A 16,274-nucleotide genomic window follows, 5' to 3' on the forward strand; every position below is an offset into this window, starting at 1 on the left:
CTTATAGAGATGCGTGCCCGTAGTTTGCATAGAGAGCGTATGGAGTACGTCCATGGTTATTGTTCATATAGTCATCGTTCTCGCCGCTATCGTTTTGGGCGCGAGAATTGGATCAATTGGCATCGGCATGGCCGGCGGACTCGGTGTGTTGGCACTGGGGCTCACCGGCGTTCCCATTACTAGGGAAGACATCCCCTTCGATGTCATTGGCATCATCATGACCGTCATCGCTGCTATCGCAGCAATGCAGCGAGCTGGCGGTATGGACTATCTGGTGCACATTGCGGAGAAATTCCTGCGCAAAAACCCAAAGCGGATCACCTTCTACGCGCCAGTTGTTACGTGGCTAATGACGGTTCTTGCCGGCACTGGTCACACAGCGTTTTCCACGCTGCCTGTAATTGTCGAGGTGGCCAAAGAGGGTAAGGTTCGCCCTTCACGTCCGCTGTCCATCGCGGTAGTTGCCTCTCAGATGGCAATCTGTGCTTCGCCTATTTCGGCAGCTGTGGTGTTGCTTGCTAGCCTGCTGGAGCCGACTGGGGTGGGCTACTTGCAGGTACTGGCGGTCGTTATCCCGGCAACATTCCTGTCTATCTTCCCAGCTGCCTGGGTAGCCAATAAGTTTGGCAAAGAGCTTGAAGATGATCCGGTTTACCTGGAGCGCAAGGCACAAGGCTTGGTCAAGGAACCACTCGGCGCAGCGAACTTTTCGCCGCAGAAGGGTGCCAAGGCTTCTGTTCTCGTGTTCTTGGTAGCCATCGTCATCGTGATGGCGTGGGCCACTCTGACCTCGGAGCAGGTAGGTCTTATCGCTGAGCCGACCCTGCCACGCAATGAAGCCATTATGACGGTCATGCTCACCGCAGCCACCATCATCGTCATGATGACGAAGGTCCCAGCGGGAGATGTTTTGAATACCCCGGTCTTTAAGTCCGGTATGTCCGCATGCATTTGTGTGCTGGGCGTGGCTTGGCTGGGCACCAGCCTCATCAACCACTACATGGACGATATTCAGTCTATGGCCGGCAGCATTATTGAGTCTTCGCCGTGGCTGCTCGCAGTGGTGCTATTCTTCGCCGCAGCGTTGCTGTATTCGCAGGCAGCTACGACCAAGGCCCTTATGCCGGCAGCCCTTGCTCTGGGAGTAAGCCCCATTACCGCAATCGCTGCCTTCCCGGCGGTGTCTGCTCTGTTTATCCTGCCAACCTACCCAACGTTGCTGGCGGCAGTAGAAATGGACGATACCGGCTCGACTCGTATTGGCAAGGCCGTATTCAACCACCCATTCCTGATCCCAGGTACGGTCAGCATCGTGCTCTCGGTCCTCTTGGGCTATGCATTCGGTTTCGTCCTCCTATAACTAAAGGAGGATAAAACCAACCCTAGGGGGCGGAATCAAGCGGTGGATGCGCCACGCTTGAATAGTTCGTTAAGTATTTCACGTGGGGTTGCGCCGCCGAGGATTTGTCGGGGTGTTTCGTTGAGCTCATTTTGCACCCACGCGACATGTTCGGGTGTGACGGTGGCAAAGTCGGTGCCCTTTTTGTAGAACCTGCGCCTGATCTCGCCGTTGGTGTTCTCGTTGGTTGGTCTCTGCCACGGTGAGTGCGGTTCACAGAAAAACACCTGGCAGCCGTCTTTAATCTGGACTTGTGCTGTGACAGCCATTTCTGCGCCTTGGTCCCATGTGATGGTCTTTAGCTGCTCGGTGTTGAGGTCTTTGACCATGTCCTGCAGGGTTGCGACCACGGTGTGTGAACTGTGCTCATCGGGAAGGTGTCCAAGCAGGGTGTAACGGCTGGTGCGCTCTACTAGGGTAATCAGCGCGCTTTTGCCACCTTTACCAATAACAAGGTCGCCCTCCCAGTGCCCGGGAATAGCCCTGTCATCAGCTTCCGGGCTGCGGTGGGTGATCTCAGCACCTTTGATCCAAGGGCGACCGGTTAACACGCCAGCGTTTCGGGCACGACGCTTGCGTGTTGAGCCGCCGCGGATAAGTACGTCTTTAGTCTTCATGACTTCTTCAAGCTCGGCTCGCAGGCTGCCTTTGCCTTGAATGTATAAGGCACTGTAGATCGCTTCGTGGGAAATACGCATGCTTTCATCATCGCTGAAAGCATGCTCAAGCCATGCACTAATGCGCCCAGGTGACCACCTGCGGGCAAGGCAATCGACTACTACACCCCGAAGCGTTGGGCTTTCATCGAGCTTGCGTAGTTTTGGCCGCACCATCCGACCAGCAGTAGAAACAGCAGCGTTGTGGGCGTTATACCGCAGCTGCTCTGTGCCGTCCTCATCGACGATCTTCCAACCATTACGGGTGATTTCACGAGCGACGACACTGTGGTGCCTATTTATTTTCTGCGCGATGGCTCGTGCCGAATCACCGACACGACATCCCGCTTCAATAGCAACACGGTCTTCAACAGTAAGCCTGCGACCACGCCCTACTAAGGCGTGTTTGTCGAATACGCCGCTAGGAAATCCATCAACGGCTTGAGTTTTCATCGGTGCTGGCATAACAGAATCTTTACCCAGCTTCTTGCCTGTATCTGGCAAAGACACCACCGCCTCATCAGGCGTTCGACGATGTCGCTGCCGGCGTAACTTCGCATACCGCTGCTTCCTTATCCACCCATACACGGTAGAAGGATGCACACCGATAGCATCAGCCACTGTCTGACAGCTCTCACCAGCAAGCACTCGCTCCACGGCCTGGGCACGTTTATCAGGTGACAAGTGGGCGCGTCTAGGCCGCACTTCGATTACACCAGCTTTCTTTAACCTGCTGTGAAGCAAGCCAGTCGATATTCCAACAGTCTGTGCTGCTTGACTGATCGACATACCTGCACGCACCAACCCAACAGCCTCACGGACAAACGGATCACGCAAACGACTCGCACGCCTGCCTGGAGGTTCGACACCTCTTACCCTCAACCAACCGTAAACCGATTCGGGGCCTACACCCACATCACGCGCGACCAGGCTAACTGCCTCGCCTGCCACCACGCGCTCAACAGCAGCATCCTTAACATCCTTCGGAGTCCAACGCGTCACAACTACCTCCCGGTCGAAGTGGCGCATTCACCCCTTGACAGCACGGGGCGCCCCTTCAGGGGCGCCTTTTTGATTGCTGCATCAGTGGGGCGAGTTAATCCATTTCACTTTCTTGCCTAAATGAGCCCTATTTAACTCCACCGCTCGGTAGGCTTAGGTCATGACTACTCAGCCATCCGATGTTGAAATTGCCCAAGCCCACCAATTGCAGCCGATTGCAGAGGTCGCAGCCAAGGCGGGCATTCCTGCCGATGCCGTAATTCCCTATGGCACCACCAAAGCCAAGGTAGATATCACCAAGGTTGACTATTCCAAGGAAAACAGGGGCCAGCTGGTGCTTGTCACCGGTGTATCGCCCACACCTGCCGGCGAGGGAAAATCCACCGTGCTCATCGGCCTTACCGACGCCCTGGATCAGTTGGGCAAGAAGGCCATCGTTGCCCTGCGGGAGCCCTCCCAGGGACCAGTGATGGGGATTAAGGGCGGCGCGGCTGGCGGCGGCTATGCACAGATTGTCCCCATGGAAGACATCAATCTTCACTTCACCGGCGATTTTCATGCCATTACCTCTGCAACCAACACCCTGGCCGCCATCATTGATAACCACATCCACCAAGGCAACGCCTTGGGCATCGACCCGCGGCGCGTGACATGGCAGCGGTGCATGGACGTCAATGACCGTGCCCTGCGCAACGTAGTGACCGGTCTGGGTGGTCCAGCTCATGGTGTGCCTGCAGAAACCGGTTTCACCATTACCGCGGCCTCCGAAATCATGGCTATCTTGTGCTTGGCCACGAACCTCGAGGACCTAAAGAAGCGCCTCGGCGATATCACCATCGGCTTCACCTATGATCAGCGCCCTGTTACTGCGCGTGATTTGAATGCGGAAGGTGCGCTCGCAGCGCTCATGCGTGATGCTCTCAACCCCAACCTTGTACAGACCCTTGGCGGCGTGCCGGCCTTGGTGCACGGTGGACCGTTCGCCAATATCGCGCACGGCTGCAACTCCCTACTGGCAACCCACACCGCACTGCAATTCGGCGATATCGTCTTAAGCGAGGCTGGGTTCGGTTCCGACTTAGGAGGAGAGAAGTTCGTCGACATCAAGGCGCGCTTTGGCGACCTAGATGTTGCTGGCGCCGTGGTCGTTGCCACCATCCGCTCGCAAAAATACAACGGCGGTGTGGCCAAGGATAAACTCACCGAGGAAAACTTGGATGCCCTCAAGGCCGGCATAGTCAACCTAGAGCGACACGTAGAAAACCTGCGCAAGTTCGGGATCAAGCCGGTAGTAGCGCTCAACCTCTTTTGGTCCGATACCGAAGCAGAACGCGAGTTCATGCGGCAGTGGGCCGAAGATTTCGGAGTGGCCTTGGAGGAAGCCAATGTGTGGTCCGAGGGCGGCGAGGGCGCTACCAAGCTGGCAGAGACCTTGCTGGAAAACCTGCAGGGCGGCGCCAAGCAGCTCTACGATCCGCAGGAGGGAATCGAGGCCTCCATCGAAACCATCGCGCGCGAGATCTATCGCGCCGACCGTGTGGAATACGGGGCAAAGGCGCTCAAGGATCTGAAGTACATCCAAGACAATGGCTGGGACAAGCTGCCGGTGGTCATCTCTAAGACACAGTATTCCTTCAGCGATGATGCCTCTGCTCTGGGGGCGCCGGAAGGCCATACGCTGCATGTGCGCGAATTGCTGCCGCGCACCGGTTCGGGATTTATCGTCGTGCTCACGGGCAACGTCATGACGATGCCGGGGCTGCCGAAGAAGCCTGCGGCCAATAATATCGATGTCGATAAGCAGGGCACCATTTCGGGCCTTTTCTAGGCAGGTGGGGCGCTAGTCCTTTGTATCTGCCGCGGAACCCGGCCAGCCCGGGTACTGCGGCGGAGTGCCGCCAAACTCTGGGCAGAGATCCTGGTGGGCACACCAGCCGCAGAGCTTAGACGGCTTCGGGCGGAAGTTCCCGGCGCGCCCGTCGGCCTCAATCTTTGCCCACAATTCGCCGAGATCGCGCTCGAAGTATTCGAGCTCCTCACGGTTTGGGCTAAGAAACATCGAGTCCAAGACCTTGAGGTACATCAGGCGCAACTGGTGGGGAATGGTGCCTAGGATGCGCCAGTAGACCAGCGCATAAAAGCGCATCTGGAACTGTGCATCGTGGGAATAGCGGGGAAGTGGCTTCTTGCCGGTTTTATAATCCACGACTCGGACCTCGCCGGTTGGGGCGCGGTCCACGCGGTCGATGAAGCCACGGACGGGGACGCCATTGGGCAGGACCGTATTGACGTACATCTCTGTTTCTTGGCAATCAAAGCCTTGTGGATTTTCCATCTGGAAATAGCCTTTGAGCAGTTCCCTGGCAGCAACGAAGAAGTCGTAGGTGTCTTCTTCTGGCACGAGCTCTAAAAGTTCCTCGTCTTTGGCGGTCATCTCTGCCCAGGAAGGCTTAATCATCTTTACCGCGGCAGGATAGGTCCGCTCGTCGCGCGGTAGCTTGTGCATCTCTTCCAGGACAGCGTGCACGAGGGTTCCTTTGACCTGCGCGATGGTCTTGGGCTCGGGCAACTTGTCAATGGCGCGGAAGCGATAGAGCAGCGGGCACTGCTTATAGTCGGAGGCGCGCGAGGGCGACAGGGCGAGTGGGCGGGGTGTAGATGAAGTAGCCATGGTGTATCTAGCCTATCGCCGCGCGATTCGTGGCAAGCTAGGAGGTATGAGTTATACCGCAGATTTCCTAGATTTCATTGCTGCTTCTCCTTCTTCGTACCACGCTGCCGATGAGGTATCCCGCCAGTTGTGCGAGGCGGGATTTGAGGTACAGGATGAGGGAACGCAGTGGTCCGCTGTACCTGGCGGCCACGTTATGGTGCGCGGCGGCGCGGTAGCGGCGTGGTACGTGCCAGAGGGCGCGGATAAGAATTCTGGTTTCCGCATCGTGGGGTCCCATACAGATTCGCCGGGCTTGGTTCTTAAACCCACGCCGGACTTTTCCGCGGCCGGCTGGCAACAGGTGGCAGTAGAGATCTATGGCGGGGCGCTACTGCATACCTGGTTTGACCGGGAGCTGACCGTAGCCGGGCAGATCATTAGCAAGGATGGCACGCGGCACCTAGTCAATACTGGCCCAGTGCTGCGCCTGCCGTCGCTTGCCATTCACCTCTACCGCAAAGATGAGTTTAAGCCGGACCGCCAGCAGAACATGCAGCCAATTTTGAGCGTCGGTGACCCAGAGGCGTCCATCGTGCAGGTAGTGGGGGAGAAGGTGGGCGTCGCCAAGCAGGATATTGCTTCCTTTAACCTGATTACGGCCGATGCCGCTCGCGGCGAAGTCTTTGGCGCCGGCGAGCAGTTCATTGCGGCTGGCCGCATGGATAACCTGTCGTCTGTATACGCCTCGCTAGCGGCGATGAAGAAGGCCGCCCAAGGCTATCAGGGCAAGGATGTCTTGGTCATGATGGCCTTTGACCACGAAGAGGTGGGCTCTAGCTCGCGCTACGGTGCGGGCGGTCCCATCCTAGCGGATGTACTCATCCGCACAGCGCGGGCGCTGGGTGCCAACGAGGAGGAACGCTTCCAGATGTTTTCCCGCTCGAGCTGTGTCTCGGCCGACGCCGCGCATTCGGTGCACCCGAACTACGTGGGCAAGCACGATCCCACGCACCATCCGATCATCGGCAAGGGTCCAGTGACCAAGATCAATGGCAATCAGCGCTATGCCTCCGATGCCACCACGGTGGCGTTATGGGAAGCAGCATGCGAGAAGACAGGCGTGCCGGTGCAGCGGTTTGTGGGCAATAATGATGTGCCCTGTGGCTCGACCATTGGTCCCATTACAGCGACGCGTTTGGGCATCGATACCGTCGATGTGGGCGTGCCCATGCTGTCTATGCACTCGGCGCGTGAAATGGTAGGCGAGCGGGACCAAGTATGGCTCGCGCAGGCTCTTGAGGCATACTTGGTGGGATAGTAACCGCAACCTCGAGGAGTCTTGAGACATGGCTTATTCCGGCCCCTTTGCCTATGGCGACCGCGTGCAGCTTACCGACGCCAAGCGGCGCCATTACACGGTCATTCTGGAAGAAGGAGGCCAGTTCCACTCCCACAAGGGCATCATTAACCATGATGACATCGTGGGCATGGATGAGGGCTCGGTTATCGAGTCCACCCTTGGCTCCTCCTTCCTCCTTTTCCGCCACTTGATGGTGGACCACGTGCTGTCGATGCCGCGTGGTGCTGCGGTGATCTATCCCAAGGATGCGGCGCAGATTTTGGTAGAGGGCGATATCTTCATGGGCGCGCGGGTGCTCGAGGCCGGCGCAGGTTCGGGTGCATTGTCTATGTCCCTGCTGCGCGCCGTGGGTCCAGAAGGTCATGTGTATTCCTATGAGGTCCGCGATGACCATCTTGAGTATGCGGTAGATAACGTGAAGGAATACTTTGGCGAGCAGCCCGAGTGGTGGTCGCCGCGCCTCGGCGATTTAGGAGACGTCACCGCCGAGGACTTAGGTGGGCCGGTAGACCGCGTAATTCTCGATATGCTCGAGCCCTGGGAGCACCTGGAGACCGTGCGCGATCTCCTCATCCCCGGTGGTGTGTTCATGACTTACGTGGCAACGGTGCCGCAGTTGATGAAGGTCATGGAAGGAATCCGCGAGCTCAAGTGCTTTACCGAGCCTAAGGCGTGGGAATCGCTGGTGCGCGAATGGAAGGTTGAAGGCCTGGCTACGCGCCCGGAGCACCGTATGAATGCGCATACTGCCTTCCTTATCTGGACTCGGCGCCTGGCCGATGGCGTCACTCCGCCGCGCCCGCAGCGCCGCGCCCGCAAGTAAGGCTGAAAATAGGCTCACCTCAACGCCCAGAATTTAAAGCGCAAGTCCCCTCTTTCGCCGACTGGGTCGCGTTAGAGTAGTGGGCATGGATGAAGCCACGGACTATAAGCGGCAGATCAGCCAGCTTGCTGCCCGCAATCAGAAGTTGGCGGGCTTATTAAAAGAATCGCGTGGGAAGCTGGAACAGCTTTTTGCGGAGCTTAACGCGCTGGCTGAGCCGGCATCGACCTACGGCGTTTTCTTAGGCTATTCGCCTACCCACAGCGAGGTGGGAACCACCGCGGAGGTCTACACCAACGGCCGCGTGATGCAGCTTAAAGTCTCGCCCAATGTGGAACCAGGCAGCCTAGTGGCCGGCCAGCAGGTTCGCTTGGGCGATGGCTTCGTGGTGGTGGAAGGGTGCGCACCCGAGCGCACCGGCGAGCTCGCCACAGTGGTCGAGCGCCTAGGAGATAGACGCCTCATCGTGGCAAATTCCTCTGGCGAGGAAAAAGTGGTGCTGCTATCGCAGACACTGCGCGAGGAAACCCGCGTGGCAGCAGGAGAAATCGTGCTGGTTGATCCCAAGGCTGCCGTCGCGCTGGAAAAGGTGGCAAAGACGGAAGTCTCCCAGCTCTCTCTTGAGGAGGTCCCTGATGTGCGCTACGAGGACATCGGCGGGCTCGATGAGCAGATTTCCCAGATCCGCGATTCCGTAGAACTGCCGTTTATCCATCCGGACCTCTACCACCAATACGAGCTACAGCCGCCTAAGGGCGTCCTCCTCTACGGCCCTCCGGGGTGCGGTAAGACGCTCATTGCCAAGGCCGTGGCCCATTCCTTGGCGCAGCAACTGGGCAGTGATGGGCCGAGTTACTTCCTCAATATCAAGGGCCCAGAGTTGCTCAATAAATATGTGGGGGAAACGGAACGCCGCATCCGCCTCATCTTTGAACGCGCCCGCGAATTAGCCCAGCTCAGCGCTGACCGGCCGGTGGTCATCTTCTTTGATGAGATGGAATCCATCTTCCGCACCCGTGGCTCAGGCGTGTCCTCAGATATGGAAACCACGGTGGTACCGCAGCTGCTCACGGAGCTCGACGGAGTCGAAAGCCTTTCCAATGTGATAGTCATCGGCGCTACCAACCGTGAGGAGCTTATCGATCCCGCCATCATGCGTCCCGGCCGGCTGGATATCAAGATCCGGGTCAACCGGCCGAATAAACAGGGCGCCCGCGAGATCTTTGCCCGCCACTTTGCAGAAACCGTGCCGCACCAGGGCACTCTAGAGGAGCTCATCGGCGCCGCGGTGGACGAGCTCTATGCCGATCGCCCCTTTGTGCAGCTGCACTTTTCCAGCGGCGAGCGCGAGGTATTGCACTACCGGGACTTTGTATCGGGCGCCATGATTGCCAATATCCTCTCCCGCGCCAAGAAGCTGGCTATTAAGGACGAACTGCAGCAGCGTGCGGGCAGTGAACAGGGGATAGGCGGGCGCCGTGGGGGCATCGCCAAGCAGCATTTGCTCCAGGCCATCGCGGCCGAGCGCGCCGAATCCGAGTATGTGCCTACCTCCACCAACCCGGAGGAGTGGACCAAGATCATCTCCCAAGACCATGCTGGTGCCCGCGTTGAGCGGGTGGAGCTACTGACCGCTAGGAGGAGCGCATGAGTCGCGTTGTAGGTACCGAGACCGAGTACGGCATTGCCACCCCGGAGCTGCCGGAGTATTCGCCCATCATTTCGTCCACCCACGCGGTGGTAGCGTACGCCGCGCTGCACACTGGGGCACGCTCGCGGTGGGACTTTGCAGAGGAGCACCCGCTGCGCGATTCCCGCGGATTCGATCTCAAGCGCTACCACACCGTGCCCGTGGTGGATCCCAACGCCATCGGTGTGGCCAATGTGGTCACGGCCAATGGCGCGCGCTTCTATGTGGACCACGCCCACCCAGAATATTCCGCGCCGGAATGCACTAATGCTTGGGACGCCACGCTTTACGACGCCGCAGGTGACGCCACGCTCCTGCAAGCCGCCGCGTCCGTAGCGGGGCTGAGCGCGCAAGGAAAGTCCGTCCTTGCCAACCATGACCCGTGCCCTGCCTTGCGCTTCTATAAAAACAACGTGGACGGCAAGGGCGCGTCTTATGGCTCGCACGAGAACTATCAGTACTCCCGTGCCACGGACTTTGACACTATGGCGCAGGCCCTTATCCCGTTTTTCGTGGCCCGCCAGGTAGTCATCGGCGCCGGGCGCATGGGGATCGGCGAGTTTGGCGAGGAGCCGGGATTCCAGATCTCCCAGCGCGCTGACTATATTGAGCAGGAAATCTCGCTGGAGACCACCCTCAATCGCGGCATCATCAATACCCGCGACGAGCCGCATGCGGTGCACGCGGACTATGGGCGCCTCCACGTCATCATCGGAGACGCGAATATGTCGCAGACCTCCACACTGCTCAAACTGGGCATGACCTCGCTGGTGCTCGATGCGATTGAGCAGGGTGTGGACTTTAGCGATCTCCGCTTGCAGGACGCCGTGGCGGAGGTCCCCCGCGTCAGCCGCGATCTCTCCCTTCAACATCGCCTCGAGCTTGCCGACGCCCGCCAGCTCACCGCCCTAGAAATCCTCGCCGAATACCGCGCTCGCATCACCCCACGCACCGACGCAGACCACAAGGTGCTCGCGGCTTGGGACGAGGCAGTTGCACTCTTGGCGGAAGATCCCATGCAGGCCGCGCACCTGTTGGATTGGGTGGCGAAGTATCGCTTGATTAAGGGCTACCTCGACCGCGGTATCGATCCGGCAGACCCAAAGCTGCGGCTCATTGACCTGCAATACGCGGAGATCGATCCGGCAAAGTCGCTACACCATGCGCTGGTGCGCAAGGGCCAGATGCGGCAGCTCTTTAGCGCTGAAGAGATCGAAAACGCCGCCACCATTCCGCCAGAGGACACCCGGGCGTATTTCCGAGGGCGAGTGACGCAGAAATTCGGGGAGGACATCATTGCCGCGAGCTGGCAAAACCTCACGGTGCGGGTAGGCGAGGCAACCACGGCACCCTGGGCCACGGTTCCTATGGATGAGACCACCGGCCTGACCCGCTCCCAGTGCGAGGAGATCATCGACACCGCACGTACGGTGGAGGATCTCCTTCAGGGACTAGCTGACAGCGGTATCCAGCCCGAGTACCGTAACTAATAGTCAAGCATCGAGGCAGAGGCGAAGGAAAGGACGTTCATAACATGTCAACCCACCAGTCGCAGGTCACCGGCGGTAACGGCGGCGATGACTCCGCCGGGGAGGAAGAGTTTACCTCCACGCAGCTGAGCATCAATACCACCGGTACCGATGAATTGCTCGATGAAATTGATGGCTTGCTAGAAAACAACGCCGAGGAATTCGTGCGCTCTTATGTCCAAAAGGGTGGGCAGTAAGGGTGCGTGACCAGCGTCCCGTCTTCGCCCGTCGCATCATGGGCATCGAGACGGAATATGGCTTAACCACCAGCGCGGGCCCTGGAGAACGCGCCTTGAGCCCCGATGAAGTGGCGCGCGTGCTTTTCCGGCCCATCGTCCAGGAACATTCTTCCTCTAATATCTTTTCCACCAACGCGAGCCGCCTGTACCTCGACGTCGGATCCCACCCCGAGGTAGCCACCGCCGAGTGCGATAGCTTAAGCCAGCTTCTGGCCTATGAATGCGCCGGCGATGCGATAGTCAACCGGCTGGGCGAAAAAGCGGAGCAAACCTTTGCTGCCGAGGGGCACCCGCGCGCGGTGTACCTGTTTAAAAACAATGTGGATTCAGCCGGCAATTCTTTTGGCTGCCACGAAAACTACCTCATCAGCCGCCACATGGTGCTCAAGGATTTGGGGCTGGCGCTCCTTCCGTTCCTTATTACCCGCCAGCTCATCTGCGGCGCCGGCATGATCCAGCCCGCTAAGGGCGATAAGCCTGCCCAATTCCTGCTCTCGCAACGCGCAGACCAGGTCTGGGAAGGCGTGTCTTCTGCCACCACCCGCTCGCGTCCCATCATCAATACCCGGGATGAACCGCACGGCGATTCGAAACGCTTCCGCCGCATGCACGTCATCGTGGGGGACTCCACCATGGCCGAGCCCACCATGGCGCTAAAAGTTGGCTCCACGCTGCTCATGTTGGAGATGCTGGAGGCTGGATTTGAGTTGCCGGAGTTCGACATCGACAAGCCAATTCACCATGTCCGCGCCATCGCACGTGATATGACGGGCTCGACCGAACTGCCGCTCACAGGAGGGGGATCCGTCACCGCACTCGAGGTCCAGCAACAACTATGTCAGCGCGCGAGCCAGTGGTTGGACAAGCGGGAGGACGCCGGCACTCCCACGGCAGAAATGCGGCGCGTGGTGGATCTCTGGCAGCGCATGCTGCAGGCCATTGAGACTCAAGACTTCTCCGGCGTGGACCGAGAAATCGACTGGGTCATTAAATTGGGACTGCTCGAGCGCTACCGCGCACGGCTGGGTGGCCACTGGGGCCACCCCAAGCTCGCCCAGATTGATATGACCTATCACGATATCCGTCCGAGCCGCGGGCTCTACCATGTCTTACTGCGCAAGGGCCTTATCGAACGCTGGATCACAGACTCCGAGATCGAATGCGCCATGGACACAGCACCACCGACCACCCGTGCCGCGCTGCGTGGGCAGTTCCTTGCCGCTGCCCGTAGCCTTGGAGCCAACGTCACCGTTGACTGGACGCGCCTTAAGGTCAACCGCCCAGAGCCGCGCACCGAGGAGCTACTTAACCCCTTCGTGGCCGACGATGATCGGGTCGAGGCGTTGCTAGACTATATGCGTCTACACCACAGCTAGAAGCACACGAGCCGCACCAGGGAGACAACACACCACGTGGCAGCACACAACCCCGCGCCGAAACGGCATGATGAAGCGGTAGAAAGACTCACCAACCTCTCTTTCGCGCTACAGGGCGCCGCCAATTCCGGCGGTAGCCCGGATCGCACCGCCGCCTGGATTCGTAGTCATGTGGCAGGATACGGCGATAAATCAGACGAAGCCTTCGCCAAATCGCTGGCACGAGATATCGCAACCCTCCAGCGCGCCGGGGTGCCCATTGTTCATTCCGGCGGCGAAGACGGGGCTAGCTATCGCCTCGACGCGAGTAGCTACCAGCTGCCGCCGGTAGAATTTTCTCCTGAGGAGGCCATGGTTTTAGGCATTGCAGGGGGAGTGGGTACAACCGGAGGCCTGAGCGATTTCTCCTTGTCCGGTTGGACCAAAATTGCCGCCAGCGGCGCCTCGCGCAACCTCGCAGGCGCACCGGTATATACGGCGGTCAATGACATCACGCGACTTGCCCCGGAAATCATTACCTCGGTGCTCGCTGCGGTGCGCAATCAGGTACGCATCACGTTTTCCTACCGTGCCAATCCTGCTATTGAGCCGGTACGCCGCGTCATGGATCCGTGGGGACTGGTCAACCGTGACAGTCACATCTATCTCGTGGGATTCGATGTGGACCGAAACGCCCCACGCGTCTTTCGCGCCCTCCGCGTCTCTGACATCAAACGCTCGCACGATCCCGCGGAGCACCCCAATCCCACTGAAGAACTGCAGGTATTGGTAGAGCGTGCACTACAGCGAGGAGAAAAGGTTAATGCGCGCCTCGTCATCCCAGAAGGGCAGGCGCGAGAGCTCATGGATGCCGGCGAGCAACAACCCGATGGCACGGTGCTACTGCAGAAGGTAGATAAGGATTGGCTCGTACGCACCGCGGCCGGGTATGCGCCGGAGGTACAAGTGGTAGAACCAGCCGAGGTCCGCCAGGAGGTCATTTCCCTTTTGCGCAGGGCAGCACATACGCAGGAAGGACGCTAGTCATGGCTGATGGATCGCAGAAGCTCCAGGCCCTCGTGCGCTCTTTGAACCTGATTCCGTACTTTAAAAATCATCCCGACAAGACGCCTATGGAAGCGGCCAAAGACTTAGGCATGGATCCCGGCGAGCTGAAGGAAGCTCTCGATCGCCTCTTTTGCTCCGGCACGGGGCGCAATACCGAGGACCTCATCGATCTCTCCTTCAGCTATCGGGATGGGGTAACCATCCATAATGATCAAGGCTTAAGCCAGGCACTACGGCTAACCCCGACTGAAGCAGGCGCCTTGCTCCTCACCCTGGAGTCCTTACAAGCGATGCCAGGGCTAATCGACGCCCATGCGGTCGAATCCGCCGCTGCTAAGCTGCGCGGCATCATGGATGAAAAGACAGTCGCCATCTATGAGTCGCTGTCTACTCCAGCCCCTGAAGAGACTGATATCCAGGCGCTTTTGACCCAAGCAATCAATGAGAGAAAGCGGGTACGGCTGCGTTACTGGAGCGCATCCTCAAATGCTGAATCCGAGAGAGTGGTGGATCCAGCCCGCATTTTCATCGTTGATTCCGAGCCTTACTTGGCCGCTTGGGAGGAAGCAAAGCAAGCGCATCGCACTTTCCGCATCGACCGCATTAGTAAGGCTCGTATCGTGGAGGAAAAATCCCAGCCACACCTGAAAGACCTCGACTTTGATGCCTCTTCACCCTTTAATTTGGGCGATGGGGACACCGTGCAACTAGCAATTAACCAAGAATTCACGTGGCTGGCTGAGTATTACGATATGCGTCTGGGCGAAGACCTGGGAAATGGGGAAATAGCTGCAACAATGCCTATGGGATCAGTGGATTGGCTTATTCGCTTTGCTTTGGGTCAAGCTGATAGGTTGCGGGTAGTGGCTCCTCAATCCGTGGTAAATCTCATTGCGGAGCGAGGAAACACCGCATTGAGCGGCTATACTCAGTAGCCAGTTACTTGCCCGTTTACTGCGCCCGCCCGCCGGCAGATAAGTTGGCGGTGATGCTTCCCGGCATGCTGGTGCACTAGTTGAAAGAGGTTTCTCCATGAGCCTAGGACCTATGGAAATTGGCCTGATCGTTCTTGCCATCGTCTTGCTATTCGGTGCAAAGAAGTTGCCGGAATTGGCACGTTCTATTGGCCGTTCCGCGCGCATCTTCAAGTCTGAGGTCAATGAGATGCATTCCGAGGATGCCCAGCGTTCTCAGTCTCAAGCACAGCTGAACCAGAAGCAGCAGTCCGATGAGGAATTCTGGAACCGACCAGACATGCAGCCGGGCCAGCAGAACAACACCAATACTCAGCAGTAAACGCCCCTAATCTGTCGTCGCGCGAACACCCCTGCAGCGCGCGGATATGCACCCGCAATCCGTGCAGTAGGGAAGTGTTCGCTTCTTTGCGTTGAAAGAGCCACACTGATGTCGTCACAGTCACAGCCTCTATCTCCCCAGAAGGCAAGCAAGAGCGTGAAGGGAAAGCTGCGCTTTTCGCGCAAGCAGAAGAACCCTACCGGAGAGATGACCTTGGTGGAGCACCTGCAGGAGCTGCGCCGCCGCATCATTATTTCCGTGCTAGCGGTTGTCGTCGGGGCCATCATTGGGTTCATTTGGTACCAACGAGCACCATTCGGGCTATCTCCGTTGGGCGAAATTCTACGAGAGCCGTATTGTGCGCTGCCCCCAGATAAGCGCGCCTCCTTCAGCGCGGACGGCGAGTGCCGTCTATTGGCCACCAGCCCGTTTGAAATGCTCCTGTTGCGCCTGAAAGTAGGCGCTTTGGCCGGCACCGTATTGTCCTCGCCGGTGTGGCTGTATCAGGTCTGGGCCTTCGTTGTGCCTGGTCTCCATAAGAACGAGCGCCGCTACACGTTGAGTTTTGTCAGCGCCGCGGTGGGCCTATTCGTTGCCGGTGCCGTGCTGGCCTATTTCATCTTGTCCGTGGGGTTGGAATTCCTCATGGGTATCGGCGCCGAGTATCAAACAGCGGCCCTGACCGGTGAGCGATATTTCTACTTCCTCCTGGCCCTGCTGCTTATCTTTGGCATTAGCTTTGAAATCCCACTGCTTATCGTGTCTCTGAACCTTATTGGCGTGCTCGAATATGAACACGTCAAAGACAAGCGTCGCATCATCATTGTCGTCGTGATGATTTTCGCCGCCTTCGTCACCCCAGGCCAGGATCCTTTCTCGATGGTGGTACTGGCTGGTTCACTCATCTTGCTCATCGAGATCGCATTCCAGTTCTGCCGCCTCCACGACAAGCGCATGCAACGCGAACGCCCCGAGTGGATGGATCTCGATGATGAGACTGCTTCGCCGCTTGGTGCTGGACCAGGAGCCATCGGCGGGCCAACCCCTGTCGAGGCGCCGAGCAGAGTAAACCCTTCACCGGGATCTACTCAACCCGTTTCACAGCCAATACAACAGGCACAGCAGCAGCCACAGCAGACATGGAGCACCGGCGCCAGTGGGACTTCGTCGTCCAGCGGCGTTTTTTTCGACGATGTCCTCTAGG

The 16,274-nt window shown here is 58.4% G+C and carries 13 protein-coding genes and 2 pseudogenes; 12 read left to right on the top strand and 3 right to left on the bottom strand.

Annotated elements, in window-relative coordinates; translation table 11 throughout:
- The first annotated feature begins 52 nt into the window (after window positions 1-52).
- Window positions 53-1,360 (top strand): anaerobic C4-dicarboxylate transporter, encoded by a 1,308-nt coding sequence (locus LG376_RS09500; RefSeq protein ID WP_225746943.1) that lies wholly within the window; start codon window positions 53-55, stop codon window positions 1,358-1,360.
- Window positions 1,361-1,395: 35 nt separating this feature from the next.
- On the opposite strand, the pseudogene LG376_RS09505 reads toward LG376_RS09500, so the two are convergent.
- Window positions 1,396-2,615 (bottom strand): annotated as a pseudogene (locus LG376_RS09505) (IS30-like element IS1513 family transposase).
- Between the two features lie 19 nt (window positions 2,616-2,634).
- Window positions 2,635-3,084 (bottom strand): annotated as a pseudogene (locus LG376_RS12695) (helix-turn-helix domain-containing protein); the annotation flags it as partial.
- Window positions 3,085-3,217: 133 nt separating this feature from the next.
- Here LG376_RS12695 and LG376_RS09515 point away from each other — a divergent pair.
- Complete coding sequence (locus LG376_RS09515; protein WP_225746944.1) at window positions 3,218-4,885, top strand: formate--tetrahydrofolate ligase; 1,668 nt, start codon at window positions 3,218-3,220, stop codon at window positions 4,883-4,885.
- Between the two features lie 12 nt (window positions 4,886-4,897).
- On the opposite strand, the gene LG376_RS09520 is transcribed toward LG376_RS09515, so the two are convergent.
- Window positions 4,898-5,728 (bottom strand): RecB family exonuclease, encoded by an 831-nt coding sequence (locus LG376_RS09520; RefSeq protein WP_225746945.1) that lies wholly within the window; start codon window positions 5,726-5,728, stop codon window positions 4,898-4,900.
- Window positions 5,729-5,774: 46 nt separating this feature from the next.
- Between LG376_RS09520 and LG376_RS09525 the strand changes: the two genes are divergently transcribed.
- The 10 genes from LG376_RS09525 (at window position 5,775) to tatC (ending at window position 16,273) form a co-directional block, all read left to right on the top strand.
- Window positions 5,775-7,028, top strand: coding sequence for a M18 family aminopeptidase (locus LG376_RS09525; RefSeq protein WP_225746946.1), 1,254 nt, complete (start codon window positions 5,775-5,777; stop codon window positions 7,026-7,028).
- A gap of 28 nt (window positions 7,029-7,056) precedes the next feature.
- Entirely contained in the window at window positions 7,057-7,893 is an 837-nt protein-coding gene (locus LG376_RS09530; protein WP_005324783.1) for a tRNA (adenine-N1)-methyltransferase, read from the top strand.
- An 85-nt stretch (window positions 7,894-7,978) separates the two neighbouring features.
- On the top strand, window positions 7,979-9,544 hold the full coding sequence (arc, locus tag LG376_RS09535) for a proteasome ATPase (RefSeq protein ID WP_225746947.1): 1,566 nt from the start codon (window positions 7,979-7,981) through the stop codon (window positions 9,542-9,544).
- Window positions 9,541-11,073: a depupylase/deamidase Dop gene (gene dop, locus LG376_RS09540; protein WP_225746948.1), complete on the top strand. Its 1,533-nt coding sequence runs from the start codon at window positions 9,541-9,543 to the stop codon at window positions 11,071-11,073. Before arc ends, dop begins: the two co-directional genes overlap by 4 nt.
- Before the next feature lie 44 nt (window positions 11,074-11,117).
- The gene (locus LG376_RS09545; RefSeq protein ID WP_198493046.1) at window positions 11,118-11,309 is read left to right on the top strand and encodes a ubiquitin-like protein Pup; all 192 of its coding nucleotides are present in this window, start codon (window positions 11,118-11,120) and stop codon (window positions 11,307-11,309) included.
- Window positions 11,310-11,347: 38 nt separating this feature from the next.
- Entirely contained in the window at window positions 11,348-12,727 is a 1,380-nt protein-coding gene (gene pafA / locus LG376_RS09550) for a Pup--protein ligase (protein WP_225747383.1), read from the top strand.
- Between the two features lie 36 nt (window positions 12,728-12,763).
- Window positions 12,764-13,750, top strand: coding sequence for a YafY family protein (locus tag LG376_RS09555; RefSeq protein ID WP_225746949.1), 987 nt, complete (start codon window positions 12,764-12,766; stop codon window positions 13,748-13,750).
- A gap of 2 nt (window positions 13,751-13,752) precedes the next feature.
- Window positions 13,753-14,709, top strand: coding sequence for a YafY family protein (locus LG376_RS09560; RefSeq protein ID WP_225746950.1), 957 nt, complete (start codon window positions 13,753-13,755; stop codon window positions 14,707-14,709).
- 97 nt (window positions 14,710-14,806) lie between these two features.
- The gene (tatA, locus tag LG376_RS09565; RefSeq protein ID WP_005324774.1) at window positions 14,807-15,070 is read left to right on the top strand and encodes a Sec-independent protein translocase subunit TatA; all 264 of its coding nucleotides are present in this window, start codon (window positions 14,807-14,809) and stop codon (window positions 15,068-15,070) included.
- 108 nt (window positions 15,071-15,178) lie between these two features.
- A complete protein-coding gene (gene tatC / locus LG376_RS09570; RefSeq protein ID WP_225746951.1) occupies window positions 15,179-16,273 on the top strand; it encodes a twin-arginine translocase subunit TatC in 1,095 nt (364 codons plus the stop codon).
- Window position 16,274: the final 1 nt, after the last annotated feature.

The organism is Corynebacterium sp. Marseille-P4611 (assembly GCF_916618765.1).
Taxonomy (GTDB): Bacteria; Actinomycetota; Actinomycetes; order Mycobacteriales; family Mycobacteriaceae; genus Corynebacterium; species Corynebacterium marquesiae.

Coding starts and splice junctions, on each gene's coding strand:
- tatC (WP_225746951.1), top strand. CDS start 15,179: ATGTCGTCACAGTCACAGCCTCTATCTCCCCAGAAGGCAAGCAAGAGC.
- tatA (WP_005324774.1), top strand. CDS start 14,807: ATGAGCCTAGGACCTATGGAAATTGGCCTGATCGTTCTTGCCATCGTC.
- LG376_RS09515 (WP_225746944.1), top strand. CDS start 3,218: ATGACTACTCAGCCATCCGATGTTGAAATTGCCCAAGCCCACCAATTG.
- LG376_RS09500 (WP_225746943.1), top strand. CDS start 53: ATGGTTATTGTTCATATAGTCATCGTTCTCGCCGCTATCGTTTTGGGC.
- pafA (WP_225747383.1), top strand. CDS start 11,348: ATGGGCATCGAGACGGAATATGGCTTAACCACCAGCGCGGGCCCTGGA.
- LG376_RS09545 (WP_198493046.1), top strand. CDS start 11,118: ATGTCAACCCACCAGTCGCAGGTCACCGGCGGTAACGGCGGCGATGAC.
- LG376_RS09530 (WP_005324783.1), top strand. CDS start 7,057: ATGGCTTATTCCGGCCCCTTTGCCTATGGCGACCGCGTGCAGCTTACC.
- LG376_RS09520 (WP_225746945.1), bottom strand. CDS start 5,728: ATGGCTACTTCATCTACACCCCGCCCACTCGCCCTGTCGCCCTCGCGC.
- arc (WP_225746947.1), top strand. CDS start 7,979: ATGGATGAAGCCACGGACTATAAGCGGCAGATCAGCCAGCTTGCTGCC.
- dop (WP_225746948.1), top strand. CDS start 9,541: ATGAGTCGCGTTGTAGGTACCGAGACCGAGTACGGCATTGCCACCCCG.
- LG376_RS09525 (WP_225746946.1), top strand. CDS start 5,775: ATGAGTTATACCGCAGATTTCCTAGATTTCATTGCTGCTTCTCCTTCT.
- LG376_RS09560 (WP_225746950.1), top strand. CDS start 13,753: ATGGCTGATGGATCGCAGAAGCTCCAGGCCCTCGTGCGCTCTTTGAAC.